Here is a 25,336-nt window from a genome sequence, read left to right as displayed (position 1 = left end):
GCATCGGGACTGACGCGGGCAGCTTAAAGCCAGCGGCGGGCCTTTGCCTTGTAGCTTTCGTATTCAGCGCCAAACATCGAGGCGAGGATTCGCTCCTCGGGCAGGATCTGAAAATGGTGGATGTAGAGCGCGAAGGCCGGCGGGCCGAGGAGCGCTGGCGACAATGGCAGATGAATCGCCCAGCCTGCCAGCGTGATCACCAGTCCCAGATACATTGGATTGCGACTCAGACGAAAAACGCCGGAGGTGACGAGTGACGACGACCTTTCCGGATGCATCGGGTTGATGGTTGTACGTGCAAGCCAGAAAGAGAGTATTCCGGTCGCGCTGATGAGTCCGCCAACCAGCGCAATCGGCCCGCCAAGCAACAGTTGCAGGGGCGTGGACTGAGCGGCGGAAGGCAGGGAGGCAACAAGCCACATCACCAGCGCGACAAACGCGGCGGCGACGGGAGGCGGTAGTTTCAGTTGCAGGGCTGACATGTACGAGTTGCGGGTGTCCGGCATCGATCCAGGGAGACGATGCCGCGTAGCAAAAGGGGCTGCTCAAGGAGCGAAGTGGAATGTAGCAGCCTGCCATTCAATGGAGAAGTGCCAACCGGTCACTTTCCGGGGCGCTGAAGATTGGGGCCTCATTACTGGCGCAAGAGATGCTGTCGACCATTTGAGCCAGAATGCGGCCGTCCGAGTCTCTGGTTAAGCAGTGCATAACGGCAGCGTTGTGCAATAGATATGCCATTAGGATTGATTTGTGTATCATTCCGGGTGATATCCAATTTGCATTGTAGACGGCGTGCATGTCTTCCCCGCTCCAAATTACGTCAGACTGGCTACCGAGCCTGCTTAACTGCGATTTGCTTGCCCATGAGGTGGCCCCGGATATCCTGCGCGTGTGGGGCCCGTCTGTCACCGTGTCGAGCGGATCATGAACCAGCCATCGCCCGTCCAGCCGCAACGGGTACTGGCCCGCGGCGAATGCACCACATCGCCCGATTGTTCGGACTACCCTTGTCTTCAGCGGTTGCCGCTGCCAGGCGTGGTGATCCTGGTGCATGGCGTTAACTCCGACGGCGAGTGGTATGACGCGGCCGAGCAGGGGCTATGCGTGGGGCTCAATAAACGTTTGGCGCGCCGGCCAGCGCAACTTGCCTATCCGGGTATCGATGCCGGTGAGCTAACACCTGTTGGGTACACCGACGAGCTGGATCCCGAGGGCTTTGTCGATCCAAACCGAACAGACAAGACCTTCACTAAGGGAGTCCCCCATAACTCACCGGTGATCCGCTTCCGGTGGGGGTACAAGGCAGACATGAAGGCTGTCAAGGAATGGGGGGCCAATGTGTGGCTAAACGAGCACGATTACTGGGGCGGAGGGCCGTTTGCCAATGGCTGCTCTACCTTGGCGGACCTCTGGTCCGAAGGTCTCGACGATCACCTCTTTCTTTGGATCACCGCGCAGCATGTAAATCCGGTGCCAGGGCGTGATGTGTACAGTTGCCCGCCACGAGCTTATTACGTGCATGCCGCGCTGCGTCTTGCGAGGTTGATCGCCTCCATCCGTAGCAAACAACCCGATTGTCCGATTACGCTTGTATGCCACAGTCAAGGCAACATGATTGGTCTCGGTGCGGCCTTTCTCGGCGAGGCGAGTGGCGCGGTTGCCGATACCTATGTGCTGGCCAATCCACCCTATAACCTTGAACCTGAGAACGGCTTCGACTCCTGGAGCCAGCGTGGCGCGAGTGACGGGGATGGGCGGCGAGGCCGCCAAACCTGGCGGGCACGCCGCGACGCACTCAAGGCCTTTTTCGACATTCTCCGCAGCCGGGCAGCAGCGCAACAGCCCTGCGAAAACATCGACCGGCTGATGGCTAATCCCGCACCGCAAGACAATAGTGCCGGATTTACCGTTGAGCGTGATCGCGCCTGCTACGGCATTGATCAGCGTACCGTCGGACGGGTCACCTTGTACTGCAATCCGCACGATCAGGTTATTTCAGCCGATACCATCCGTGGTATCGGCTGGCTCGGTCTGAGTGACGAACAGATCGAGGATGCCAACGCTGCAGGCGTGTTCTCTCAACGTGTCTTCGCCCAAGGCTATCCGGTCGGTTCGCCGGGGCGCTACCACTTCTGGAAGAACCATTGGCGGGCGGGCGAGGCGACAGGGTATTGGTACCCGCCGTCGCCACGCATTCGGTATCGACTCGTTAGCGGATTGGAGTCGAACTCCTCGATGCTTGGCAAGGCATTGACACTGCTGACCTCGGTCGTGCTTTGGCCGCTGACGGAATTGATCGGTTTGCGGGTGAATGCCGAGCCGCCAGAGGACTGGGAAATTCCTGTCAATGCGCCAGCCCTTGAGCCTTTTCTACCCACGCGCTTCAGTCGCGTTGAGAAAACTGACGGATTTGACGAAGGCCTTGATCCCGCTGGAGCTGCACGTAATGCCCGTAAGAGTGGTGCCGAGCTTGATCCGCGCGATCCGTACGACACGCACGGCATTCAACGCAGCGCGGATGGCCGCACTGACGATGCTCCTCGCGGCGATGCCCGGAGCGAAGCGCAGATGCGCTATGAAGACCGTGCCCGTTTGCGGATGAAGGCGCGCCGAGCCGGCATGGTCGATAACAGGGGGCTGGCCGTCGACGAACTCCCCGACGCGCAGGAGGATGAGACATATCGTGCCTGGCGATCGAGGCAGATCGGCGAGTTTCTCAAGGATGCGCTCGACCAGAACGCGACCGATCACTCCACGATCATGACCAATCCAGTTCATGCGGAACGGGTGCTTGCCTACGATGTTGCAATCGGCACATGCACACTGACTGAGTCGGATTGGCATGAACTGCGTGTGGAGGCGGATTGGCGCTACCTCCAGAGTCTCTCTGAACTGGGGCACCCGCACGGACACCTCTCTGAATACTTCCTGGACGGCACGATGAAGAAGCGTCCCCTGCATGATTGGGTCAAGGAGGTTGGTTCTGAAGCAGTAAAGCCTACGAAGATCGTTGATGAGCGTGTCGGCGGAGCCTTGCTGAACGTGGGAAGCCGCGTGTGAACACACTGATCGCAACCCGGCCGCGTCGCATAGGGCTGACGCTCCTTCTTTTCCTGCTTGCCATCGTGCTGAGCAGCACGCTCGGCTGGCTGGCGGGCACAAGCTACATAAATGTATCCGAGGAGTATCTGATGGCACGCACTCTTGGCCTTCCTGCGCTTGCCGCCGCTGCATTTTTCATGCTTTCCAGTGTCTTGGCCATTCGCTCGGTCGAAGCAGCGGCCCCCGTCGTGGAGCGGGGCGCACACAGGCCTGGGGCGCCATTCGTCGCGCAGGTGGTCGGCGTTCAGTGGCTGAACCCACTGATTCGCCGCGATTATCCGACCGAGTGGCAGTTGCTATGGACGCTTGGACTGGCGAAGCCAAATGAGGGAGATCTTCAGGTCAGGAACAAGCCAGGAAAGTTTCTGTCGGTGCAGCCTGTCGCCTCCATCGTGTCCAGCTGGAATGGAAGGGCAACGTTCTCGCGATTTTTCGCAGGTTATGTCCGTGAGGTACTCCGACCCATTGGTCGTCGCTACGCAATGAATCGCGGCTATTTCTATACGGTGCAGCCGGAGAGCCAAAAGGACTGGCGCGAGCTAGCCGGCATTCATGTCGAGTTCGCCATTCCCGCTACCGACAAGCTCGATCCGCTCGAGGCTACCCGCATCATTCGCGAGAGGATCTCCGACCAGTTCGGCATCGGCGGAGACCCGGTCATCTCCAGCCGGGACACCCCGCCCGATGTCCGCATCACGACGGGTGGGGCAAGCGCGGGTTTCACCTCGCTCGGCGCAGCACTCGATTATCTTGAAGCGCACCCGACGGAAACCGTCTGGGCGATGAACTGGGACGCGCCGGACTTTCCGCTCGATGAGCAGATGAGCGAGAACTGTGTACTGCTGGTGCTGGCGGGGCCGGCGTTTGAGACTGGGCGCGATCCGCTGGCCTGGGTAGGGCGTCCTGCGGTGCGACATGCCAGTGAATTCGATGAGCGCCCCGGCGAGTCCAGAGCGGTGCAGGCGTGGCGCTCCGCTCTGGACGCAGCAGCGTCAGGCGTCGCACGGCCCGTAAATGAAATCGCCTACGTGATCCACGATGCAGGCAAGGGTAACGATGTGGCGGGTGACCGCCTCAGCCTGCTTGGTCATGCCCTTGCCGAGCCGCTGCCCGAGCTGGACATCATCACTGACGCCTTCAATATGCCGGCCCTGGTGGGGAATATGGGGGCAGGCAGTGCATTGACCAATGTTGCCCTGGCGGTGAGTTATGCACATTACAAGGGGCGCATGGTTCTGGTCGCCGGCACGACCGAGCCGGGAACGGCCACAGCGGTAGCCGTCACCCCGCCTGCACATCCACGGACCGTCGACTCCGAAAAGCCCTGGTTCCGCGCCCGCGGCGAGGGCAACGTCTTTTTGCCGTGGTGGGGACTGCGTTACGAAGATCGTACGCGCTACATGCAGGGGTACTCGGAGTAAGGGGGTGTCTCAGCCCGCCAGCGCCTCACGCACCCAGGCATTGGCCTGTTTGGCATCAAAGTTGGTGCCGTACTTTGCCTTCAGCGCACCCATCACGGTACCCATGGACTTCGGGCTGCGATCGGCGAGGCCTGCGACGGTTTCAGCAATGAATGCCTTTACCTCGGCTTCTGATGCCATGGCCGGCAGGTAGGTCGCGAGGATCTCGGATTCGGTGCGCAGAATGGCAAGGCGCCCTTCGTCCTTGATGACGGCCAGCGCTTCCTGGTTGTTCTTCAGAAACTTGCGGATGGTTTGTTGCACTTCGTCGTCGCTGCTTTCGCGGTTGCCTGCGTTCTTGCCCACCATTTCGGCTTCGCCGATCAGGGTGCTCAGCAGGGTGGCGCGAACGCTGTCCGCGGCCTTGCGCGCCAGCAGTGAATCCTTTTTCAGTTGTGCCAGAAGGCTCATCGAAATGCTCCGAGGTGGTGGGGCGTACATGGGTTCGGCAGCGCTTGCGCCTTAGACAGAGCGTTTGCGCGCAGCGGAGGAGGGCAGGATTTTACCCGACTTCGTGCCCGGCCCGGCGACTTGAATGCGTGCAATTCCTCGCGTCGGGAGCAGTTACGGACTATGACGTATGTAGATGCGAATTGTGATGAATGAATTTGCACAAAACAAGTTTGGTAGAATGTATAGCTTGTCATCAAACAGGAAAGCCATATGTGTGGAATTGCGGGTGAAGTGAGATTCGACGGGCAGACGCCCGATCTTGGCGCCATTGCGCGGATGAACGAGCATCAGCGGCGGCGCGGTCCGGACAACGGCGGCATGTTTGCGCAGGGCGCACAGGCCTGGGGCCACCGGCGGCTCAAGATCATGGATCTCTCCGAATCTGCGCAGCAACCGATGGTGGATCCACAACTCGGTCTGGGCATCGTGTTCAACGGTGCAATCTACAATCACCCCGAGCTTCGGCGGGAACTCGAGGCCAAGGGCTATCAGTTCTTTTCGCATGGCGACACCGAGGTGCTGCTGAAGGCCTACCACGCCTGGGGGCCGGACTTCGTGCAGCGCCTCAATGGCATGTTTGCCTTTGCGATCTGGGAGCGTGACAGCGGCAAGGTAATGCTCGGACGCGACCGTCTCGGCATCAAGCCCCTGTATTACGCCGAGGTGGCCGGCGGTCTGCGCTTTGCGTCCAGCCTGCCGGCTCTGCTCGAGGCGGGTGGGGTGGATACCAGCATCGATCCCGCCGCACTCAACTTCTATCTGTCCTTTCATGCGGTGGTGCCGGCGCCGTACACGTTGCTGACCGGTGTTCGCAAGCTGCCGCCCGGCACCCTGATGAGTATCGAGGCGGATGGGCGCCGCACCGAACGCAGCTTCTGGTCGCTGGTTTATCCGCAGGATGCGGCCGATGAGAACCGCAGCTTTGAAGAGTGGACCGAAATCCTGCTCGACAGCCTGCGAGGCGCGGTGAAGCGCAGGCTGGTGGCGGATGTGCCGGTGGGCGCCTTGCTCTCCGGCGGTGTTGATTCGAGCCTGATCGTCGGCTTGATGTCCGAGGCCGGGGTGCAGGATCTGCGTACCTACAACGTCGGCTTCGAGGATGTGGGCGGCGAGAAGGGTAACGAGTTCGAGTACGCAGACATCGTCGCGCGTGAGTTCGGCACGATTCATGAGCGCATCTTCGTGCCCGAATCAGAATTGCTCACCCGCCTGCCCGAAGCGGTCGGCGCGATGAACGAGCCCATGGTGAGCCACGACTGCATCGGCTTCTATCTGCTTTCCGAAGCAGTGTCGCGCCACAGCAAGGTCGTGCAGAGCGGGCAGGGCGCCGACGAGGTCTTCGGTGGCTATCACTGGTACCCGAAGGTGGCCAACAGCAATGATCCGGTGGCAGATTATCTCGCCGCCTTCCGCGACCGCGATTTTGAAGAGTACAGCCGCGTCGTGAGCCCTGCGTATCAGGGAGTGGATTGCAGCGGCGCCTTCGTTGCTGCCAGTTTCAATACGCCGGGTGCGCATGATCCGGTGGACAAGGCCTTGCGCCTGGATACGACGATCATGCTGGTGGACGACCCGGTGAAGCGGGTCGACAACATGACAATGGCTTTCGGCCTCGAGGCGCGGGTGCCTTTCCTCGATCACGAACTGGTCGAACTCGCTGCACGCATTCCCGCCCGGCACAAGCTGTCGCATGGGGGCAAGGGCGTGCTCAAGGAGGCGGCGCGCAAGGTCATTCCGTCTGCGGTCATCGACCGCCCCAAAGGCTACTTTCCGGTCCCGGCGCTCAAGTATCTTCAGGGGCCGGTGCTGGAGCGGGTGCGCGATTCGCTGAGCAGCCGCTCGGCGCGGGAACGCGGGCTGTTCCGCAAGGATTACGTCGACACCCTGTTGGCCGATCCGATGGCGCACATCACCCCGTTGCGCGGCTCCAAGCTCTGGCAGCTGGGCCTGCTCGAGTGGTGGCTGCAGACGCATGTTTCCTGAGGAGCGGGTGATGATCCGCAAACAGCTTGCGCGCGTGAGACGCGCCGGAAATCAGGCGCTGCATCTGCCCGCCGGTCAGCCCGAAGCCGCGGCGATGCCGGAGGATGTCATCGTGGAGTGTGGCTGGGGGCGCTGGCTGCCGGCACAGACCTGGCGCGATCCGGCCGCGCTCGCCAGCCAGTTGTTGCTTGAGCGTGCGGGCCAGCGTGATATTGCCTTCTATGTCGAAAAGCCGCAGGTGGTGGTGGGCTCCGCACCGCAACAGCTCTTTCTTGACCCGTCCGATGCCTTCCGCCTGCAATTGAGTGCCTATCGCGCTCAACGCGCGACGCGTCGCGGATTCAATGTGCGGCGTTTGCGCACCCGCGCAGATGTGGCCGCGATCAATGCCCTGTACCGGATGCGACGCATGGTGCCGGTCGATCCGCAACGGGTGTGGCGTGAGCGCGCGAGCCGGGTGATCACCTATGCGCTGGCCGAGGATCGCAGCACCGGCGAGGTGATCGGCGTGGCAATGGGCATGGATCATGTCGAAGCCTTTGCCGACCCCCAGGCCGGTTCCAGTCTGTGGGCGCTGGCTGTGGCACCGCAGGCAACCTATCCCGGCGTGGGTGAGGCGCTGGTGCGCTATCTCGCCGAGCACTACCTTGCACGGGGCAGGGCATGGATGGACGTTTCGGTGTTGCACGACAACGCCCAGGCGATCAGCCTGTACGAAAAGCTCGGCTTTCAGCGGATTCCGGCGTTCGCGGTGAAGCGGCGCAATGCGATCAACGAGGCGCTGTTTACCGGCCCGTCTGAAGGCCTCGAGGGGCTCAACCCGTATGCGCGTCTGATTGTCGACGAGGCCATACGGCGCGGCATTCACGCCGAGATTCTGGATGCCGAGGGCGGGTACTTCCGCCTGACGCTGGGCGGGCGCAGCATCGTCTGTCGCGAGTCGCTGTCCGAGCTGACCTCGGCCATTGCAATGAGCCGCTGCCAGGACAAGCGCGTGACGCTGAAACTGCTGGCGGCAGAAGGGGTCAGCGTGCCGGCCCAGATCGGTGCCGATGACCCCGCCGCGCGCGCCGCATTTCTGGCCAGGTATGGCGCAGTCGTGGTCAAGCCGGTCGAGGGTGAGCAGGGCAAGGGTATCAGCGTCAATCTCACGGCAGCGGATGAAGTCACGGCTGCGGTGGAGCGTGCGCATGGTTTCTGCGATCGCGTTATTGTCGAGCAGTTCTGCAGCGGCGAGGATCTTCGCATCGTCGTCATCGATTTTCGCGTGGTGGCCGCTGCAGTGAGGCGCCCGCCAGTGGTGGTCGGCGATGGCGAGAGTTCGGTGCAGACCCTGGTCGAGAAGCAGAGTCGGCGTCGCGCTGCGGCCACAGGGGGCGAGTCGAAGATCCCCCTTGATGACGAAGCCGAGCGCTGCATTCGTTCGCAAGGCTGGACGCTGTCGTCTGTGCTGCCCGCCGAAACCCGGCTGCGGGTGCGCAACACTGCCAATCTGCACACCGGTGGCACCATTCACGATGTGACCGCGGACTTGCACCCGGCCTTGCGCGAAGCCGCCGAAAGGGCTGCCCGCGTGCTCGATATTCCGGTGACCGGGCTCGACTTTCTGGTGCCGGCGGTCGATGGCCCGGATTACGTCATCATCGAGGCCAACGAACGCCCCGGGCTCGCAAACCATGAGCCTCAGCCCACCGCGGAGCGCTTTGTCGACCTGCTGTTTCCGCGCAGTCGGCTGCCCACAGGAGAAGATTACACATGACACAGAAAATACCGCCAATCGATTATGAATATCTCGAAGAAACCATGCTGCAACTGCTGGCCATCCCCAGCCCGGTCGGGCTCACGGATGCGGTGGTTCGCTACGCGGCGGGGCGTATGGAAGCACTCGAGATCTCCTATGAACTGACCCGTCGCGGTGCGATTCGCGGCACCTTGCGCGGGCGCGAAGCGCAGCCTGCACGCGCGATCGTTGCGCATCTCGACACGCTCGGCGGCATGGTGCGCAGCCTCAAGGCTAACGGCCGGCTCGAGATCGTGCCGATCGGGCACTGGTCCTCCCGCTTCTCCGAGGGCTCGCGGCTGACCATATTTACCGACGCCGGCCATGTGCGCGGGACCTGTCTCCCGCTCAAGACATCGGGGCATGCGTTTGGTGGCGAGGTCGATACCCAGCCAGTCGGCTGGGAGTTCGTCGAGGTCAGGGTCGATCTGCCCGTCACGGATCGTGCGGGTCTGGAGCAGGCCGGTATCAATGTCGGCGACTGGATCGCTTTCGACCCCGAGCCCGAACTCCTGCCTAACGGCTACATCAACTCGCGTTACCTTGACGACAAGGCGGCGGTGGCCGCATTGCTCACTGCATGCAAGGCGGTGCGTGATCACAAGCTGCAACTGCCGGTGGACGTGCATCCGCTGCTCACGATTACCGAGGAGGTTGGCTCGGGTGCATCGGCTGCCTTGCATGGCGAAATTGCCGAGATGCTCAGCCTCGACATCGCGATTGCTGCGCCGGGACAGAACACTTCGGAGCATGCGACAACAATCTGCATGCAGGACATGTCCGGACCCTTCGACTATCACCTGACGCACAAGCTGATCAGCCTGGCGAAGGAAAACAACATCGCCCATCGGCGCGACATCTTCCGCTACTACCGTTCCGACTCGGCGGCGGCGGTAGAGGCTGGAAACGATATTCGAACCGCGCTGATCGGCTTTGGCGCAGATGCCTCGCACGGACAGGAGCGCACCCACCGCGACGCGCTTGTAGCGCTGACGCAGCTGGTGATCGCCTACATGATCAGCGAACCGGTTGCGCGTCGTGACAGCCACTCGATGGGCTCGCTCGAAGGCTTCACCGAGCAGCTGCGACCGCAGGACATGGTGCTGCCCACGACACCGCTTCCGATGCCCGAGGAGTTTCTCGATACGCCGCTCTCAGTGACGCCTTCAGAGCGGCTATGAGTCGATCGCACCGCGAGTGTTCGCGGTGCGTCTCGAGCTCTTCAGCTGTGTCGTGCCCCGCTGCTTTGTACTCTGTCGGTGGCTGCAGCATGCGGATGCCACTCGGCCTGGCTCAGGCTGCAGGTCGGCGAACAGGTCGGTTCGTTACGATCGACCTGTTCAGCGCAGGGGCTCAGGCAGTTCTGCCGGTTCAGGCACAGGCAGAAATAACCGCGCGGGAATGAGCTCATCCCCGGGTCGGGCTCGGCAAGGTCGAAAGTCTCAATCTGAACCATGTGCAGAAAGCGCTCGACCGCCAGGCGTCCACGAAATGTCGTGAGCTGACCGTTGCTTGCGCACAGGCGACGACCATCCATTGAGATGGCAAAGCATTGATCGTCTCCCATGCCAACCGGGTGCACACACACATGCATCGACTTGCGTCGCCACTCGGGCGCAACCGCGAGTTCGAGCCAGGTTGCCACTCGTCCGTTCCTGTCCATTGTCTGTCTCCTCTAGTACCGCCTTGTACTGGGAAGCATAGAGGAGTTGCGACCGGAATTCCATTTGGAATAACCAGGTGGCGGTGTGCCTGATCATCCCAACAAGAATAAGGGCTGTCGCCGTGGTCAGGAAACCACGGCGGCAGCCCTTGGGGCTGGAATGCTGGACCCTTACTTGAACGTCGGATCGAATGGCAGACCGACGTAGTTTTCGGCAATCGTGGTCTTGCCTGCAGTCGAGCTCATCAGGTAGTCGAGTTCGGCGAGCTGGATCTTGTGTTCGATCGGATCGTCGTTGAACTTGTGCGAGATCGACGTGAACCACCACGAGAAGCGCACAGCCGCCCACACCCGGCGCAGCGCGGTTTCGGAGTAACGGTCGAGCAGATCGGTACGTCCGCCCTCGTTGTAGAAGGCGATCAGCGCAGTCGACAGGTAGTACATGTCGGAAGCGGCGAGGTTCAGTCCTTTGGCGCCGGTCGGTGGCACGATGTGCGCGGCGTCGCCGACGAGGAACATGTTGCCGAAGCGCATCGGCTCGGTGACGAAGCTGCGCAACGGGGCAATGCTCTTCTCGATCGACGGTCCGGTGACCATGTCCTTGGCGATATGCTCGGGCAGACGACGGCGGATCTCGTCCCAGAAGCGCTCATCGGACCAGTCCTCGACCTTTTCGTCGAGCCCGACCTGGATGTAGTAGCGGCTGCGGGTGGGGGAGCGCATCGAGCACAGGGCGAAGCCACGCTTGTGGTTGGCGTAGATCAGCTCTTCGTGCACCGGAGGGGTATCGGACAGCAGGCCAAGCCAGCCGAAGGGGTAGATGCGTTCGAATTCGGTGATCTTTTCGCGCGGAATCGAAGCGCGCGAGGCACCGTGATAGCCATCGCAACCGGCGATATAGTCACAGTCGACGGTGATCTGCTTGCCTTCCTTGACGTATTCCAGCTTCGGCTTGCCCTCGAGGTAGCCCGTCGGCTGAACGTCGCGGGCTTCGAACACGACCGTGATGTTCTCATCCTGAAGCACGGCGTCGTAGAGGTCCTTGGTGAGTTCGGTCTGGCCGTACACCATGACCTGCTGCCCGCCAGTCAGCGAGGCCATGTCGATACGTTCTTCGCGGCCGTTGAAGGTGAGCACGATACCGTCGTGCACCAGCCCTTCACGGTCCATGCGCTCGCTGACCTTGGCACGACGCATCAAGTCGACCATGCCTTGCTCAAGGATGCCGGCGCGGATCCTGGCCTCGACGTACTCGCGGTTCTGGCGTTCGAGGATCACACTCTTGATGCCGCTCAGGCTGAGCAGGCGGGCAAGGCAGAGGCCGGAAGGACCGCAGCCGATGATGCCGATTTGAGTTTGCATGTCTCTCTCCTGTTGGATCTGTCTGTTGTGGCTGTACGGGTGCAACTATAGGGAGTGGCGACGACGGATGCTTGAACTGGGCGGGAGCGATGCTTGTACTTTTCGCAAGTCCGGATAATCATTCGGTCGGGTGTTCGATGAATCACTGAGATCAAGCATGAGCAAGGCCGTCGTCCCGACTTACAAGCTGTTTGGCGAGAAGGAGCTGTGGTCCACGCCGGAGCCGCTGCACCACGAGACCATTGCCGCTCGCAGTGCCCTGTACGATTGGGAAATCACGCCGCATGCGCACGATACGCTTGTGCATGTGGTCTTCCTGCGCTCTGGCAGCGCCGAAATGAGCTTCGAAACCGTGCCGCTCGGACTTGATTTGCCGTGCGTGCTGATGGTGCCGCCCCGACGGATTCATGGCTTTCGCTTTTCACCCGACATCCAGGGGCAGATCATCACGCTGCCGCAAACGCTGCTCGGCGAACTGTTCGTGCTCTCGGGTGAACTGCGCGGGGTCTTCGACGGTTTCAGTTACTTGCCACTGGCAGGAGAGGCCGACACGCTGGCCCTGATGCGACTGCACTTCGAGCAGTTTGCGCGCGAGTACGCAGGCCATCAGCCAGGCCGCATGACCACGCTCATGGCGATTCTGGGCCTGGTGCTGGTGCAGCTTGCACGTGCAGGCAGACTGGCCGACGACGAGCGCGGGCAGAGCCGGATCCGGGCCCGGGTAGAGCGCTTCGTCGCCCTGGTCGACGAACATTTCCGGGCGTGGCAGCCCTTGTCTTTCTATGCCCAGCGCCTTGGCGTGTCGACTGCACAGTTGAACAACAACTGCAGGCGCGAGGCAGGGGTCAGCGCGCAGGACATGATCCATCAGCGTCTGCTGCTCGAAGCGCGTCGCCTGCTGGCCTATTCCGACCTCGACGTAACCGGCATCGGCTATGCGCTGGGTTTCCGTGATCCGGCCTATTTTTCGCGCTTCTTTGCACGCAGGGAGGGGATGCCGCCATCGGTGTTCCGGCAGACTCACGTCCGCCGGAACACGAATTGAACGGCCTTTGACTGATTGGGGCGGTTTCAGCCGAAAACGCGCAGCGCCACCAGCGAGATGCTCGGGAATACCACGAGCAGGACGATGCGTACGATGTCCGATGCCAGGAACGGCAGCACACCGCGGAAGATGGTGGCCATCGGAATGTCCTTTGCAACGCCGTTGATGATGTAGACGTTCATGCCCACTGGCGGGGTGATCAGGCCGATCTCCATCACCACCAGCGCAACCATGCCGAACCAGATCGCCTTCTCTTCCAGCCCCAGACCCCAGTACTCCATGCCGAGCACGATGGGCAGGAAGATCGGCACAGTGAGCAGGATCATCGACAGGCTGTCCATCACGCAACCGAGCAGCATGTAGATGACGATGATCGCAAGCAGCACGGTGAAGGGACCGAAGCCCATTTCCTGCACCCAGGCAGCAGCCTCGGCGGGTAGCTGCGACAAGGCCATGAAGGAGTTGAGCATGTCCGCGCCGAGCAGGATCAGGAACATCATCCCGGTGCCGGTCGCCGTGCCATACAGGCATTGCCTGAGCCCTTCGCCCTTCAGTCCGCCCGACCTCCATGCAGCAACGCCGGTCGCAAGAGCGCCGATCGAGGCCGCCTCGGTGGGAGTGAAGAGGCCGCCGTAGATGCCGCCGATGACAACAGTGAAGATCAGCAGCACCGGCCAGGTGTCGATCACCGTCTGCAGACGTTCGCCCCAGCTATGCTTGGGGGAGCCTGGGCCGCCGGAGGCGGGGTCGACTCGCGTAACCACCGCAATCACGAGCATGTAGCCGAGCGCGGCGAGGATGCCCGGTACGAAGGCCGCAAGGAACAGCTTGGCGATGTTCTGTTCGGCGAGGATGGCGTAGATGACCAGCGGCACCGAGGGCGGAATCAGGATGCCGAGCGTGCCGCCTGCGGCCAGTGAACCGGCGGCCAGGCTCGGTTTGTACTGGTGGCGCTTGAGTTCCGGCAGCACCACGTGCGACATCGTCGCTGCAGTGGCGAGCGAGGAGCCACAGATCGCGCCGAAGCCCGCGCACGATGCGACGCCAGCCATTGCCATGCCACCGCGCCAATGTCCGATGAAGGCATTGCCCGCCTTGAACAGCGCACGCGACAGGCCTCCGTGGGTCGCAAACTGCCCCATCAGCAGGAACAGCGGAACCACGGACAGGTCGTAGAGCGAGAACCGTCCGTAGGGTGCGTTCTTCAGATAGGCCAGGAGTGGGTCCATGCCGGATACCCAGACGTAGCCGGCGGCGCCGGTGATGAACATCGCAATGCCGATCTGCACTCGCAGCGCCAGCATGCCCATCATCACCACACCCATGGTGAGGCCGATTGCGCTGCCCGTCATTGCGTCACCTCGTCGTTCAGTGTCTGGGTGAAGGTATAGAGCGCGGCAAGACCGAGCAGGGCAAAGGCCGGTGCGACCGGGATGTATCCCCACCATACCGGCAGCGCGATCACCATCGAGGTCTCGCCATATTCGCGCATCTCGAGCATTCCTTCCCAGATCCGCCACGTCAGCAGGAAGGCGCACAGCGCCAGCAGCAGCGAGGCAAGTGCGTCGAGTACGCGCTTGAGCCCGGCGGGCGCCCACAGCGTGAAGAAGTCGACGAACACGTGCCCCTTCTTCAGCTGGCAGTAGGGCAGACACATTGCGATGCCCATCGCGGAGAGCATCTGCACCAGTTCATAGTCACCCTGCACAGGGGTGTCGAAAGCCGCCCGGCCCACCACGCTGACCACCGACATGATCGCTTCGGCGCAGAACATCGCCCCGGCCAGCATGGCCATCAGGGAGCAGGCCTGTTCAATGGTCCTGCCGACCCATCCCGTCGCCGGGACGACCGGTATATCCAGTGCTTCAGCCATTGGATTCTCTCTGTGATGTGTGGACGGCGCCGCGCAACATCGCTGCAGGGGCGCCGTCTGTCTGCGTTGGACGCAGGTTTATTTTGTGTATTGTTTTACGAGTGCCACGGCCTCGTCATGCAGTCGCTTGCCGTCCCGCGTGTCCTTGATCCACGTTTCGGTCACCGGTGCTGCGGCAGCCTCCCACTTCGCCATCTCGGCGGCCGGAATCGTATAGATGGTGCCGCCCGATGCCACCGTAGCCTCACGACCTGCCGCGTCGGCCTTGACGTGCTGAGCAGCCACCCAGGCTGAGAATTCGCGTCCGCTGTTGTTGTCGATGACCTTCTTAAGTTCGGGCGATAGGCTTTCGTATTTGCGCTTGTTCATGACGTAGATCATGGTCGCGGTCGTCATCGCGCGCTCGCTGCCCAACTCGGCATGAAACCTGGTCAGCTCCTGAGTCTTGGTTGCGGGCACCACTTCCCAAGGGATCAGCGCACCTTCGATGACACCCTTCGACAGGGCCTCGGGCATCTGCGGAACCGGCATGCCCACCGGGGTGGCGCCGAGGGCGTCGAGCAGTGAGTTGCTCAGGCGTGAGGGCGCACGAACCTTCATGCTCTTGAGCTCCTCCAGCGTGTTCACCCGCTTGTCGCGGAAGTGCAGGACGTTGGGACCATTCACCCAGGTCGCGAGGGGCTTGAGGCCGGCGAACTCCTTCATCGCGTTCTTCTGCACGAAGTCCCACATCGCGCGCGCAGAGGCCTCGTGCGTCGTGGTGATGAAGGGGAGCTCAAAGACTTCCGATGCCGGGAAGCGGCCGGGCGTGTAGCCGGGGAGCGTCCACACGACATCGGCAATGCCGTCGCGTGCCTGGTTGAGCAGTTGTGGCGGCGTGCCACCAAGCTGCATCGAGGGGTAGATCTGGCACTTGAGCTTGCCGCCGGATTCGGCCGCGATCTTTTCGCACCAGGGCTCGATGACCTTGGCGTGCATGGTCGAGATCGGCGGCAGGAAGTGCGCGACCTTGAGGATCACTTCTTCGGCATGCGCAAGGGTGGGCAGTAGCAGGGCAGCGATTGCAGCCAGGGCGGGTTGTCGGATTCTCATGTTTGTCTCCTCTGTTGTTGTTCGTGGCGGTACAGGTCTTGTTCAGGGGGGCTTGCGCCCGGCGCGTCGGGCTGGACGCCCGGTGCCGCAAGGCGGAAGGCCTCAAGCTCGGCGCAGGCCCGGTCGACTGCGACGATGTTCGGGTAAGGCGTCAGATCAACGTTGAATCGGCGCGCGCTCTCCACCTGCGGCACCAGATAGACGTCGGCGAGCGACGGGGCGTTGCCGAAGCAGAAGCTTCCGCGTCGGGTGTCGGCCGCGAGCATGGTCTCCAGCGCATCGAAGCCTGCTGTGATCCACGTGTTGCACCAGGCGAGTACTGCGGCCTCGTCGCAACCCAGCGTCTTGCGCAGGTACTCGAGGATGCGGCGATTGTTGATCGGATGAACGTCGCAACCGACGATGGCGGCCATGGCGCGCACCCGGGCACGGTCGTCCGGGTCCGACGGCAGCAGAGCGGGCGCGGGATGGCGCTCTTCCAGCCATTCGATGATGGCGGGCGACTGGATCAGCGTCAGATCGCCGTCGACCAGCGCGGGAACGAGTTGCTGCGGATTGACCGCCTTGAATGCAGCACCAAGATGCGCTTCGGTGCGCAGGTCGACCGCGACGTACTCGTACTCGATTTCCTTGAGATTGAGCGCGATGCGCAGCCGGTGCGAGGTGCCACTGCGAAAGAAGTTGTGGATTGTCAGCATGGTTGCGCGCTCAGCCCCGGGCCAGGCAGTTGTCGACGTTCCAGCCGTACAGCCACTCCATTGCGTCGTAGAAGCGCTCGGCGCTGCGCCCCTTCCACAATTCGTTGCGTACCAGGCGCTCTACGCCCTTGGCGTGGTAGATCCGCCCCATCTCGCGTGAAGACAGCACGATGCGCGCGGTACGTGCGACCCGCGAACGCTGATAAAGATCGAAAGCCTTGGTGAAATCGTTGTTGCACACACGCAGCGCTTCGCCCAGCGTGACGGCGTCTTCCATCGCCATGCAGGCGCCCTGGGCCATGTACTGGGTGGTCGGGTGGGCTGCATCGCCGAGCAGGGTTGCGCGACCGAAGCTCCATTGCGCGATCGGCTCGCGATCCGCGGTGGCCCAGCGCTTCCAGGTTTTCGGCAGTTCGATCAGCTGGCGTGCCTTGGGGCAGATGCCCTGGAAGTAGCTCTGAACCTCTTCCTTGCTGCCTTCCGTGACCCCCCATTCTTCCTTGTTGCGGGAGTGAAATGTCACCACCACGTTGTACTGCTCGCCGCCGCGCAGCGGGTAGTGCACGAGGTGGCAGTTGGGGCCGACCCAGATGCTGGCCGCGTTCCACTGCAGGTTCTCGGGGAAGTCCTTCTTGTCGACCACGGCACGATAGACGACATGGCCGGTCACGCGGGCTTCGTCACCGACGTAGTGATCGCGCACCACGGATTTCACGCCGTCGGCCCCGATCAGGGCGATCCCCTTGTGTGCGGTGCCGTGCTGGTCATGGACGGTAACGCCGTTTTCATCCTGCTCGATACGCTCGACACGGGTCGAGGTGAGGAACTCGACACGACCGGTTTCCTGTGCGCCTTCCAGCAGCGAGAGGTGGATGTCTACCCGGTGGATGACGGCATAGGGGTTGCCGAAACGCTTGATGAAGGCGTCGCCGGTGGGGATCTTGCCGACCTGGTATTCGTCGAGCGCGTCGTGCATGACCATGTAGTCGGTATAGACAGCACGACCACGCGCCTTGTCTCCGATGCCCAGCGCATCGAAGGCATGGAAGGCGTTGGGGCCAAGCTGAATGCCGGCGCCAATTTCGCCGATTTCGGGCGCTTGCTCCAGCACCTTGACGGAGAAGCCCTGGCGCACCAGTGCCAATGCCGCGGCCAGTCCGCCGATGCCGCCGCCGGCGACGATGATGGGTAGGTTCTCGTTCATGACTGTCTCCTCGATCTGACTTTGTCTTGTTGGGCGAAGGGCGGTGCAAGGGGCAAAGCTCGCCCTTCGCACCCGCCTGCGCGGCTGCGTTTCGGTACTGACGTGATGTGCCCGCCACGGCGGGCGTGGGCTTACTCGGGCTGACCGATGGTCAGGGCCACGTCGGCGACGCCATCGATATGGCCGGTAATCCGGTTGCCCGGTTTGACGGCGCCGACGCCTTCGGGCGTGCCGGTGTAGATCAGGTCGCCTGGCTCAAGGTGGTAGAAGCTGGAGAGGTCGGCGATGATCTCGCGGATGTTCCAGATCAGCATCGACAGGTCCGAGGTCTGCTTGGTCTCGCCATCGACCTGAAGGTTGATCGCACCCGACTCAAGCACGCCCAGTCCGGCTGCGGGAACGATCTCGGTACACACCGCAGATTTTTCGAAGTTCTTTCCCAGATCCCAGGGGCGGCCCTGTTCGCGAGCGACCAGTTGCAGGTCGCGACGGGTCATGTCGAGGCCGGCGGCGTAGCCGAACACCATCTCATCGGCATCCTTCTCGTCGACGCGGAAGCCGGCCTTGCCGATGGCGACCACGAGTTCCATCTCGAAGTGGTAGTTGTCGGTACCGGTCGGGTAGGGGACGGTGGCGCCGGATTCAACCAGGGTGGATGCGTCCTTCAGAAAATAGAAGGGTCTCATCGAGCTCTTGTCCACCGGGCGCCCCATTTCGACGGCATGGGCGTGATAGTTGCGGCCCACACAGAAGATGCGCTTCACCGGCATGCGGGCTTCGCTGTCACGGACGGGCAGGGAGTACACCGGGGCGGGGTTCCACAGATAGTTGGTCTGGGTCATGTCAGTTCTCTCGGTAGGGGGCGTTTGAGTGAGCGAGGTCAGTGCCTCGCGATCTGTGTTCTGGCGTCAGTGCTGCAGCCTTAGCTGCGCACCTCATAAACGCCGAGTTTCTTGTGCAGCGGGGTTTCGTCTGCAATGAAGATGAAGGCGGGTTCGCTGCCCGAGCGGTTGCTCAGCGTGACCGGGGTGTAGCCGGGGGCGCAGCAGGTATCTGCGGTTGCGAGATTGAATGCGGTGCCGTCGATATCGACTCCGGCCGCACCTTCGATCATGTGGAACACCATGGCAGGCGATCGTGCAGGCAGGCGCAGGGTTTCGCCCGGGCGCAGCATCAGTGCCGAGAAGCCAAGAATGTTCTGGCAGTCGCTTCCGGTTTCCGGATTGACGTAGGCCACCTGTACGGCTTCGATCTTCGGCTGGGTTTCGGCAAGATTCAGCAACGCGGCGCGTGCCTCGGCCCATGGGTAGCGCAGCATCGGATAGCTGCGCTCGCTGCTACGACTGAAGACCGGGGAGGGTATGAGGCCGCCGCGTGCATAGCTGCGCTCGGCCATCGTGGAGGTGACGTCCTGCGCCTTGCCGTCGTTGTGGTAAGACGTTTCGGTGTAATACACCAGCGGCAGATCGAGTACGTCGAGCCACACCACCGGCTCGTCGCCGTCATGTCCGTGTTCGTGCCACAGCCCGGTCGGGGTCAGGATCAGATCGCCGCGGCTCATTGGGCACTTCTCGCCATCGACGGTGGTGTATGCGCCGCTGCCTTCCACGATCATGCGCACCGCGTTGGGTGTGTGCTTGTGGGCAGGGGCCCATTCGCCGGGCAGCAGGAGTTGCATGCCCAGGTAGATCGACGAACTGGCCTGCATTTTTTCCAGCCCGTGACCCGGGTTGGCCAGCACCAGGACACGACGCTCGGCCTTTTCGATCGGTGTCAGTTCGCCTGCTTTCAGCAGCAGTGGACGCAGCCCCTCATAGGCCCAGAATGTAGGGCGGGTGCGCAGGGCCGGCTTGCCCGGGGGCAGCACCGCGCGCAGACTTGGCCACAGCGGTACCAGGTTTTGCGCGGTAAGCGCTTCGCGGTAATCCGCGGGCAGATCTTCAAGACGACCGAGTTCCTGCATGTCTCGCACTCCTGTGGCGTTTCCCCCCTTCTTCTTCAGCAACCTGAACGGTCGATCCGGATCAGAACGGCGGGTGTTTTTTGTGATGGATCAAATTTAACGGGTGCTCGACATTCGGTCCATGCAATGGTATCAATCCATTTAATTCGATAATCGAATAAAGGAATGCGCATGAGTGCGCTGGATGTTCGTCTGCTGGCCGTGTTTGACGAGATCTACAAAACCCGCAGCGTGACGCGCGCGGCTGACGGACTCGGTCTGGGACAGCCGGCGGTGAGCATTGCGCTGGCGAAATTGCGCGATCACTTTGCTGACCCGCTGTTCGTACGCACGTCCCAGGGCATGGAGCCCACGCCGCTTGCAGACGAGTTGCGGGATCCGGTGCGCGAGACGCTCGATGCGCTCGAACGTGTCACCGGGTATCGCAGCGAGTTTGATCCTGCGTCGTCAACACGGTGCTTCCGCATCTGCATGACCGACATCAGCCAGCTGGTGCTCTTGCCTCGTCTGCTGGTGCGCCTGCGGGGGGTGGCGCCGGCCATACAGATCGAGATCGCGCCTCTGTCGGCAGACACCAGCCGGTTGCTGGAGTCCGGCGAGGCCGACCTCGCCCTCGGCTTCGTGCCGCAACTGGAGGCCGGCTTCTATCAGCAGGCCTTGTTCAGGCAGGATTACGTCTGCATGGTGAGTGCCGACCATCCGCGCATCGGTAGCGCGCTGACCCTTGCAGAATTTGAAGCAGAAGACCACGCGGTGGTGACATCATCGGGAACCGGGCACCTGATTCTGGATCGCGAGATCATCCGGCAGGGCATCACCCGGCGCGTTGCATTACGCATACCCAGCTTTCTTGGCGTTGCTTTCGTCATCGAACACACGGATTTGCTCGTTACCATCCCACGGCGTCTGGGCGAAGTGCTCGAGGGACGGGGCGATTTCCGCGTGCTGCCGGTGCCTTTTCCGCTGCCCGACTACGCGGTCAAGCAGCATTGGCACGAACGCTATCATCATGATCCGGGCAACCGCTGGCTGCGCAGCATGATCTCGGACCTGCTGTCCGATGCGGGCTCGATCCACGGGCTGGCAGTGCCATGAAGCGTGGCTCTGGCAGCGTTACGTCTTATAGTCACAGTTTTTGGGAACGGATACCCTGATGGCCGGAGCCAGTCTGCTTGCCCTGTTGGATGACATTGCGACCGTCCTCGACGATGTCGCGGTAATGACCAAAGTCGCCGCCAAGAAAACGGCCGGCGTGCTCGGTGACGACCTCGCACTCAATGCGGAGCAGGTTTCCGGCGTGCGTGCCGAGCGCGAACTGCCGGTGGTGTGGGCGGTGGCCGTGGGGTCGATGCGCAACAAGGTGATCCTGGTGCCTGCGGCGCTGGCGATCAGTGCCTTCATTCCCTGGCTGGTGACGCCTCTGCTCATACTGGGGGGGCTGTTCCTCTGTTATGAAGGTGTCGAGAAACTGGCGCACAAGTTTCTGCACGATGCGGCCGAGGATGCTGCTCACCATGCCGAGAAACTGGCGGCGGTGGCGGATGAAAGTGTTGATCTGGCCGCGTTTGAAGCAGACAAGATCAAGGGTGCGATCCGCACTGACTTTGTCCTGTCGGCCGAGATCATCGTGATCGCGCTTGGCACCGTGACTGGGCAGCCCTTCATGACCCAGCTTGCGGTGTTGTCCGCAATTGCGGTGTTGATCACGGTTGCGGTGTATGGCCTGGTGGCGGGCATCGTGAAGATGGACGATGTCGGTCAGCACCTGCTGGAGAAGACGAGCGCTTTCTCGCAGTTTGTCGGGCGCGGGCTGCTGCTGGCTGCGCCTCGCCTGATGAAGGCGCTGGCGGTGATCGGAACGGCAGCCATGTTCATGGTGGGTGGCGGCATCCTGACCCATGGTGTTCCGCTGCTGCACCACGGTATCGCACATGCAGCGGAGGTCATGGGCGCGGTCGCCGGCATTGGTGGGGTGCTCGGTGTGGTAACGCCGCTCGTACTTGACGTCGTGGTCGGCATCATCGCCGGCGCCATCACCCTGGTTGTGGTCACGCTTTTCGGCAAGGCCCGTGCGATGTTTGGTGGTGGTACTCGCGGCGCCTCTGACAAGGGGTGAGCGCTGTTTTGGGGTGAGGCGTGGCGGTGCTCTGCCAGCATGCGCCCGTTGAGTGGGTTGATTGAACATGCCGTTCGAATGCGCCTGTCGATGGAGTAGCTGGCGCGCTTGACCGTCGTCATTCCGTCCTGGCCTGATCTCGGTTTCAATCGCTGCCCGTCGTCCATCCCCCGAAAGTGCGCGCGGAGGGTGGTTCGGGTTTCGATTCGATGTGAGGAAGCCGGTCGCCATGCCTGTTCGTATTGCCATCGCCCGCCGCCAGCAGGGATCCTTGTTTGCCCCGATGCGCTCATGCACTTTCAAGCCATGAGTGCGCTCTTGCTTCGAGTGTGGAGCGTACTTTCCGCTTTCAAGCCGAACCAGCAGCACGTCAATGGTCAGGAACGTCTGCGTGCGGCTTTTGGTGCCTTGCTGGGCCTGTTCGCAACCGCCATGCTCGGTCGGCTGTTTGTCGATGCTGCCGCCTTGCCCTGGATCATCGCGCCAATGGGGGCGTCGGCCGTGCTGCTGTTCGCCGTGCCGGCAAGTCCGCTGGCCCAGCCTTGGGCGATGCTCGGCGGTAACCTGCTGGCGGCGGTGATCGGCGTCTCGTGTGCGCGCGGGATTCCGGAGCCGATGATGGCCGGCGCGGTCGCGGTTTCCGCTGCAATCGGCCTGATGTTCGTGCTGCGCTGCATACATCCGCCAGCCGGCGCGGTGGCGCTGACCGCAGTGGTTGGCGGCCCCGCGATCGAGGGGCTCGGCTTCGGCTTCGTGATCTATCCCGTCCTGATCAATTCCGTCTGCCTGCTGGCGCTGGCGGTGCTCTACAACCGTGCGACCGGGCGTGAGTACCCGCAACGAAAGGCGGTGATCGCTGCTGCGGAACCGCCCGGCACCGCACCCTCATCGCTCCGGGGGCTGGCTGCGGAGGATCTCGATGCGGTACTCGACGAGTACAACCAGGTGCTCGACGTCAGTCGCGAAGACCTGCGTGACCTGTTCCTGCGGGCCGAAGCACATGCTTACCGACGCCGCTTCGGCAGCGTGAGCTGCGCAGACGTCATGACGCGAGGCGTGATTTCCGTCGAGTATGGAACCCTGCTTGAAGAGGCCTGGGAGGTGATGCGGCGGCACCAGATCAAGGCCTTGCCTGTGGTGGACAAGGCACGCCGGGTTGTGGGAATGATGACCCGTGCCGACCTGATGAGGCGCGCCGATCTTGGAGGCTATCGCGGATTCGACGAGCGCCTGCGGCGCTTTGTCCGCCGCAGCGGACGCACGCACAGCGACAAGGCCGAGGTTGTCGGTCAGGTCATGAGCACGCCGGTACAGACGGCGGAAGAAGTCACGCCATTGATCGATGTGATTGCACTACTAGGCGGCGCGGGCCACAGCCATATACCCATCGTGGATCACGACGGCCGGCTGAGCGGCATCGTCACCCCACGCGATCTGATTACCGAACTGTACCGGGGGCGGCTTGCGGTAACGGCGTGAGCCTGGCGCAGTTGCTGCTCAGGCCTTGTCTGCTGAGGTGGATGGTCTGATGACGTTGATCACCGCTGGGCGTTCGATGCCCGGTGTCAGAATATCGGCCAGGGTGTAGCCATCCAGCACCCGGAACATTGCAGCCAGTGCTTCGTTCAGGATGGGCTTGAGCTGGCAGTCCGGCTCGATGTGGCAGCGCGAACCCTCACCGAAGCACTCCACCAGCGCGAAGTCGGTCTCGGTGTGGCGCAGTACCTCGCCGAGCGGGATCTGTCGCGGAGCGCGGGCCAGACGGATGCCGCCACCCTTGCCGCGCAAGGTGTCGATGTAACCGGCACGACCGAGTTGATGCACGACCTTGGTCAGATGGTTTTCCGAGATGTCGTACAGCTTGGCGATTTCGCCGATCGTGGCGAGCCGATCGGTATGCGTTCCCAGATGCATCAGGACGCGTAGCGAGTAGTCGGAGAAGGCACTTAGGCGCATGGCTTTATAAGGTGTATCCAAAGTGTTGATTATCAGTCGGCACGCTGCTAACCTTAACATGCATCAAAAATAAACCTTAAGCCGGCGATCATGACCGGCGTTCTCCAACCCCGTGGTCGCCCCAATGTCCGAGCCGAACAGCCCTCAGCGTGTCATCCCGATACAGCCGCTCTTTGCATCCGATCCCAAGGTGTATCCGCGCACGATCAGTGGCCTTTTTCAGCGCTGGCGCTGGGTTTTTGCATGGCTTACACAGATCGTATTCTACGGATTGTGCTGGTTGCCGTGGAACGGTCGTCAGGCGGTGCTGTTCGATCTGGATGCACGCCGCTTCTTCGTTTTCGACTTCGTGCTGTGGCCGCAGGACATCATCTATCTCGCGATCCTGCTGGTGCTGTCCGCCTTGGCGCTGTTTCTCTTTACCACCGTGGCCGGTCGTCTGTGGTGCGGCTACACCTGTCCACAAACCGTCTATACCGAGATCTTCCTGTGGATAGAACAGCGGATCGAAGGCGATCGACCCAAGCGCATCAAGCTTGATGCCGCGCCGTGGTCTGCACGCAAGGTCGGCCTGAAAACGGCCAAGCACAGCGCCTGGCTGGTGCTTTCACTGTGGACCGGGTTTACCTTCGTCGGCTATTTCACGCCGATCCGCGAACTGGCTGATGCGACACTGAGTTTCTCGCTGAGTGGCTGGGAGACATTCTGGGTGCTGTTCTACGGGGCAGCGACCTATGGCAACGCCGGTTTCATGCGCGAGCAGATGTGCAAGTACATCTGCCCCTACGCGCAGTTCCAGTTCGTGATGTTCGACCCCGATACCCTGATCGTGGCCTATGACGAGAAGCGGGGCGAGGCCCGTGGCGGCCGGTCAAAGAAGGCGGTGCCGGCCGAGGAGGGGCTCGGCGACTGCATCGATTGCAGCATCTGCGTACAGGTGTGTCCGACCGGCATCGATATTCGCGACGGGCTGCAGCTGGAGTGCATTGGCTGTGCGGCCTGCATCGACGCCTGCGATCAGGTGATGGACAAGATGAACTACCCGCGCGGGCTGATTCGCTACTCGACCGAAAATGCGCTCAAGAACCGCTCGTCGACGAATACGATCATTCGCCGCAGCCTGCGTCCGCGCGTGCTGATCTACTCTGCCGTGTTCTTCTCCCTGCTGGCGGTGACGGTGTGGTCGCTCGCCACGCGCGTGCCGCTCAAGCTCGATATCGAGCGTGACCGCGCCGTGCTCGCAACGGAAGCCGCTGACGGCTCGATCGAGAATGCCTTCCAGCTGAGCCTGATCAATGCCAGCGAGCAGGCGCGGACCTTCGATGTCAGCGTCACGGGCATCGACGGCATTCACCTCTCCGCACCGCTGCAGGTCGTCGTGCCGGCGGCGGCCTCGGCGTCGGCAACGGCGCAAGTCAGGGTCGAACCCGGTGTGCTGCGCGTGGGTTCGCACCCGTTCCGCTTCTCGGTGGTGGATGCGCAAGACTCGACCGTGACGGTAAGCGAAGAGGCAAAGTTCTGGATGCGGTGAGTCCGGCCCCACGCGAGCCTTGTAGAATTCGCTTCTCGTCTGGCATGACGACCAG

General features: G+C 62.2%; 22 protein-coding genes. 10 read left to right on the top strand and 12 right to left on the bottom strand.

Annotation, left to right across the window (positions count from 1 at the left end):
- Positions 1-23 precede the first annotated feature (23 nt).
- Positions 24-482: a methyltransferase family protein gene (locus CEW87_RS19855; RefSeq protein WP_159098219.1), complete on the bottom strand. Its 459-nt coding sequence runs from the start codon at positions 480-482 to the stop codon at positions 24-26.
- 442 nt (positions 483-924) lie between these two features.
- On the opposite strand from CEW87_RS19855, the gene CEW87_RS19850 reads away from it, so the two are divergent.
- Entirely contained in the window at positions 925-3,060 is a 2,136-nt protein-coding gene (locus CEW87_RS19850) for an effector protein Tle3 domain-containing protein (RefSeq protein WP_108975787.1), read from the top strand.
- A complete protein-coding gene (locus CEW87_RS19845; protein ID WP_199917071.1) occupies positions 3,057-4,523 on the top strand; it encodes a hypothetical protein in 1,467 nt (488 codons plus the stop codon). The genes CEW87_RS19850 and CEW87_RS19845 overlap by 4 nt, the downstream gene beginning before the upstream one ends.
- Positions 4,524-4,532: 9 nt before the next feature.
- On the opposite strand, the gene CEW87_RS19840 is transcribed toward CEW87_RS19845, so the two are convergent.
- Complete coding sequence (locus tag CEW87_RS19840; RefSeq protein ID WP_108975785.1) at positions 4,533-4,973, bottom strand: GatB/YqeY domain-containing protein; 441 nt, start codon at positions 4,971-4,973, stop codon at positions 4,533-4,535.
- Positions 4,974-5,225: 252 nt separating this feature from the next.
- Between CEW87_RS19840 and CEW87_RS19835 the strand changes: the two genes are divergently transcribed.
- The 3 genes from CEW87_RS19835 to CEW87_RS19825 are packed head-to-tail and all read left to right on the top strand — an operon-like array spanning position 5,226 to position 9,959.
- Entirely contained in the window at positions 5,226-6,998 is a 1,773-nt protein-coding gene (locus tag CEW87_RS19835; RefSeq protein WP_108975783.1) for an N-acetylglutaminylglutamine amidotransferase, read from the top strand.
- Between the two features lie 10 nt (positions 6,999-7,008).
- On the top strand, positions 7,009-8,757 hold the full coding sequence (ngg, locus tag CEW87_RS19830) for an N-acetylglutaminylglutamine synthetase (protein WP_108975781.1): 1,749 nt from the start codon (positions 7,009-7,011) through the stop codon (positions 8,755-8,757).
- On the top strand, positions 8,754-9,959 hold the full coding sequence (locus tag CEW87_RS19825) for an osmoprotectant NAGGN system M42 family peptidase (protein WP_108975779.1): 1,206 nt from the start codon (positions 8,754-8,756) through the stop codon (positions 9,957-9,959). The genes ngg and CEW87_RS19825 overlap by 4 nt, the downstream gene beginning before the upstream one ends.
- A 41-nt stretch (positions 9,960-10,000) precedes the next feature.
- Here the strand turns inward: CEW87_RS19825 and CEW87_RS19820 are convergent, their stop codons facing one another.
- Together CEW87_RS19820 and pobA are read right to left on the bottom strand one after the other, a co-directional pair.
- Positions 10,001-10,441, bottom strand: coding sequence for a hypothetical protein (locus CEW87_RS19820; protein ID WP_199917070.1), 441 nt, complete (start codon positions 10,439-10,441; stop codon positions 10,001-10,003).
- Between the two features lie 171 nt (positions 10,442-10,612).
- Complete coding sequence (pobA, locus tag CEW87_RS19815) at positions 10,613-11,803, bottom strand: 4-hydroxybenzoate 3-monooxygenase (protein WP_108975777.1); 1,191 nt, start codon at positions 11,801-11,803, stop codon at positions 10,613-10,615.
- 157 nt (positions 11,804-11,960) lie between these two features.
- Between pobA and CEW87_RS19810 the strand changes: the two genes are divergently transcribed.
- On the top strand, positions 11,961-12,848 hold the full coding sequence (locus CEW87_RS19810; RefSeq protein WP_108975775.1) for a helix-turn-helix domain-containing protein: 888 nt from the start codon (positions 11,961-11,963) through the stop codon (positions 12,846-12,848).
- A 26-nt stretch (positions 12,849-12,874) separates the two neighbouring features.
- Here CEW87_RS19810 and CEW87_RS19805 read toward each other — a convergent pair whose 3' ends face one another.
- The 7 genes from CEW87_RS19805 to CEW87_RS19775 all read right to left on the bottom strand — a co-directional run bounded on the left by CEW87_RS19805 (position 12,875) and on the right by CEW87_RS19775 (position 19,678).
- Positions 12,875-14,200 carry a TRAP transporter large permease gene (locus CEW87_RS19805; RefSeq protein WP_108975773.1) on the bottom strand — a complete coding sequence of 442 codons (1,326 nt, stop codon included), beginning with the start codon at positions 14,198-14,200 and terminating at the stop codon, positions 12,875-12,877.
- Positions 14,197-14,721, bottom strand: a complete 525-nt coding sequence (locus CEW87_RS19800) for a TRAP transporter small permease (RefSeq protein ID WP_108975772.1) — start codon at positions 14,719-14,721, stop codon at positions 14,197-14,199. Before CEW87_RS19800 ends, CEW87_RS19805 begins: the two co-directional genes overlap by 4 nt.
- Positions 14,722-14,799: 78 nt before the next feature.
- Complete coding sequence (locus CEW87_RS19795; RefSeq protein ID WP_108975771.1) at positions 14,800-15,813, bottom strand: TRAP transporter substrate-binding protein; 1,014 nt, start codon at positions 15,811-15,813, stop codon at positions 14,800-14,802.
- On the bottom strand, positions 15,810-16,508 hold the full coding sequence (gene maiA / locus CEW87_RS19790) for a maleylacetoacetate isomerase (protein WP_199917239.1): 699 nt from the start codon (positions 16,506-16,508) through the stop codon (positions 15,810-15,812). Before maiA ends, CEW87_RS19795 begins: the two co-directional genes overlap by 4 nt.
- Positions 16,509-16,521: 13 nt before the next feature.
- On the bottom strand, positions 16,522-17,715 hold the full coding sequence (locus CEW87_RS19785; protein ID WP_108975767.1) for a 3-hydroxybenzoate 6-monooxygenase: 1,194 nt from the start codon (positions 17,713-17,715) through the stop codon (positions 16,522-16,524).
- A gap of 131 nt (positions 17,716-17,846) precedes the next feature.
- Positions 17,847-18,557 carry a fumarylacetoacetate hydrolase family protein gene (locus CEW87_RS19780; protein ID WP_108975766.1) on the bottom strand — a complete coding sequence of 237 codons (711 nt, stop codon included), beginning with the start codon at positions 18,555-18,557 and terminating at the stop codon, positions 17,847-17,849.
- Between the two features lie 80 nt (positions 18,558-18,637).
- The gene (locus CEW87_RS19775) at positions 18,638-19,678 is read right to left on the bottom strand and encodes a cupin domain-containing protein (protein ID WP_108975764.1); all 1,041 of its coding nucleotides are present in this window, start codon (positions 19,676-19,678) and stop codon (positions 18,638-18,640) included.
- Positions 19,679-19,849: 171 nt separating this feature from the next.
- Between CEW87_RS19775 and CEW87_RS19770 the strand changes: the two genes are divergently transcribed.
- The 3 genes from CEW87_RS19770 (at position 19,850) to CEW87_RS19760 (ending at position 23,273) form a co-directional block, all read left to right on the top strand.
- On the top strand, positions 19,850-20,773 hold the full coding sequence (locus tag CEW87_RS19770; RefSeq protein ID WP_108975762.1) for a LysR family transcriptional regulator: 924 nt from the start codon (positions 19,850-19,852) through the stop codon (positions 20,771-20,773).
- A gap of 58 nt (positions 20,774-20,831) precedes the next feature.
- A complete protein-coding gene (locus CEW87_RS19765) occupies positions 20,832-21,794 on the top strand; it encodes a DUF808 domain-containing protein (RefSeq protein ID WP_108975760.1) in 963 nt (320 codons plus the stop codon).
- A 306-nt stretch (positions 21,795-22,100) separates the two neighbouring features.
- Positions 22,101-23,273: an HPP family protein gene (locus CEW87_RS19760; RefSeq protein WP_108977401.1), complete on the top strand. Its 1,173-nt coding sequence runs from the start codon at positions 22,101-22,103 to the stop codon at positions 23,271-23,273.
- A gap of 18 nt (positions 23,274-23,291) precedes the next feature.
- On the opposite strand, the gene CEW87_RS19755 is transcribed toward CEW87_RS19760, so the two are convergent.
- Complete coding sequence (locus tag CEW87_RS19755) at positions 23,292-23,750, bottom strand: RrF2 family transcriptional regulator (protein ID WP_108975758.1); 459 nt, start codon at positions 23,748-23,750, stop codon at positions 23,292-23,294.
- Positions 23,751-23,874: 124 nt separating this feature from the next.
- On the opposite strand from CEW87_RS19755, the gene ccoG reads away from it, so the two are divergent.
- A complete protein-coding gene (ccoG, locus tag CEW87_RS19750; protein ID WP_108975756.1) occupies positions 23,875-25,281 on the top strand; it encodes a cytochrome c oxidase accessory protein CcoG in 1,407 nt (468 codons plus the stop codon).
- Positions 25,282-25,336 lie beyond the last annotated feature (55 nt).

Origin of the sequence: Parazoarcus communis, assembly GCF_003111665.1 — a bacterium.
Lineage (GTDB): Bacteria > Pseudomonadota > Gammaproteobacteria > Burkholderiales > Rhodocyclaceae > Parazoarcus > Parazoarcus communis_B.
This window is presented reverse-complemented; position numbering and strand designations above follow the sequence as displayed.

What these genes read in the sequence shown, in the direction of transcription:
- CEW87_RS19820 (WP_199917070.1), bottom strand. Translation starts at nt 10,441, where the DNA reads ATGGACAGGAACGGACGAGTGGCAACCTGGCTCGAACTCGCGGTTGCG.
- CEW87_RS19785 (WP_108975767.1), bottom strand. Translation starts at nt 17,715, where the DNA reads ATGAACGAGAACCTACCCATCATCGTCGCCGGCGGCGGCATCGGCGGA.
- CEW87_RS19805 (WP_108975773.1), bottom strand. Translation starts at nt 14,200, where the DNA reads ATGACGGGCAGCGCAATCGGCCTCACCATGGGTGTGGTGATGATGGGC.
- CEW87_RS19800 (WP_108975772.1), bottom strand. Translation starts at nt 14,721, where the DNA reads ATGGCTGAAGCACTGGATATACCGGTCGTCCCGGCGACGGGATGGGTC.
- CEW87_RS19840 (WP_108975785.1), bottom strand. Translation starts at nt 4,973, where the DNA reads ATGAGCCTTCTGGCACAACTGAAAAAGGATTCACTGCTGGCGCGCAAG.
- CEW87_RS19770 (WP_108975762.1), top strand. Translation starts at nt 19,850, where the DNA reads ATGAGTGCGCTGGATGTTCGTCTGCTGGCCGTGTTTGACGAGATCTAC.
- CEW87_RS19765 (WP_108975760.1), top strand. Translation starts at nt 20,832, where the DNA reads ATGGCCGGAGCCAGTCTGCTTGCCCTGTTGGATGACATTGCGACCGTC.
- pobA (WP_108975777.1), bottom strand. Translation starts at nt 11,803, where the DNA reads ATGCAAACTCAAATCGGCATCATCGGCTGCGGTCCTTCCGGCCTCTGC.
- CEW87_RS19760 (WP_108977401.1), top strand. Translation starts at nt 22,101, where the DNA reads ATGAGTGCGCTCTTGCTTCGAGTGTGGAGCGTACTTTCCGCTTTCAAG.
- CEW87_RS19810 (WP_108975775.1), top strand. Translation starts at nt 11,961, where the DNA reads ATGAGCAAGGCCGTCGTCCCGACTTACAAGCTGTTTGGCGAGAAGGAG.
- CEW87_RS19775 (WP_108975764.1), bottom strand. Translation starts at nt 19,678, where the DNA reads ATGCAGGAACTCGGTCGTCTTGAAGATCTGCCCGCGGATTACCGCGAA.
- CEW87_RS19780 (WP_108975766.1), bottom strand. Translation starts at nt 18,557, where the DNA reads ATGACCCAGACCAACTATCTGTGGAACCCCGCCCCGGTGTACTCCCTG.
- CEW87_RS19855 (WP_159098219.1), bottom strand. Translation starts at nt 482, where the DNA reads ATGTCAGCCCTGCAACTGAAACTACCGCCTCCCGTCGCCGCCGCGTTT.
- CEW87_RS19795 (WP_108975771.1), bottom strand. Translation starts at nt 15,813, where the DNA reads ATGAGAATCCGACAACCCGCCCTGGCTGCAATCGCTGCCCTGCTACTG.
- ccoG (WP_108975756.1), top strand. Translation starts at nt 23,875, where the DNA reads ATGTCCGAGCCGAACAGCCCTCAGCGTGTCATCCCGATACAGCCGCTC.
- CEW87_RS19850 (WP_108975787.1), top strand. Translation starts at nt 925, where the DNA reads ATGAACCAGCCATCGCCCGTCCAGCCGCAACGGGTACTGGCCCGCGGC.
- CEW87_RS19835 (WP_108975783.1), top strand. Translation starts at nt 5,226, where the DNA reads ATGTGTGGAATTGCGGGTGAAGTGAGATTCGACGGGCAGACGCCCGAT.
- CEW87_RS19755 (WP_108975758.1), bottom strand. Translation starts at nt 23,750, where the DNA reads ATGCGCCTAAGTGCCTTCTCCGACTACTCGCTACGCGTCCTGATGCAT.
- CEW87_RS19825 (WP_108975779.1), top strand. Translation starts at nt 8,754, where the DNA reads ATGACACAGAAAATACCGCCAATCGATTATGAATATCTCGAAGAAACC.
- ngg (WP_108975781.1), top strand. Translation starts at nt 7,009, where the DNA reads ATGATCCGCAAACAGCTTGCGCGCGTGAGACGCGCCGGAAATCAGGCG.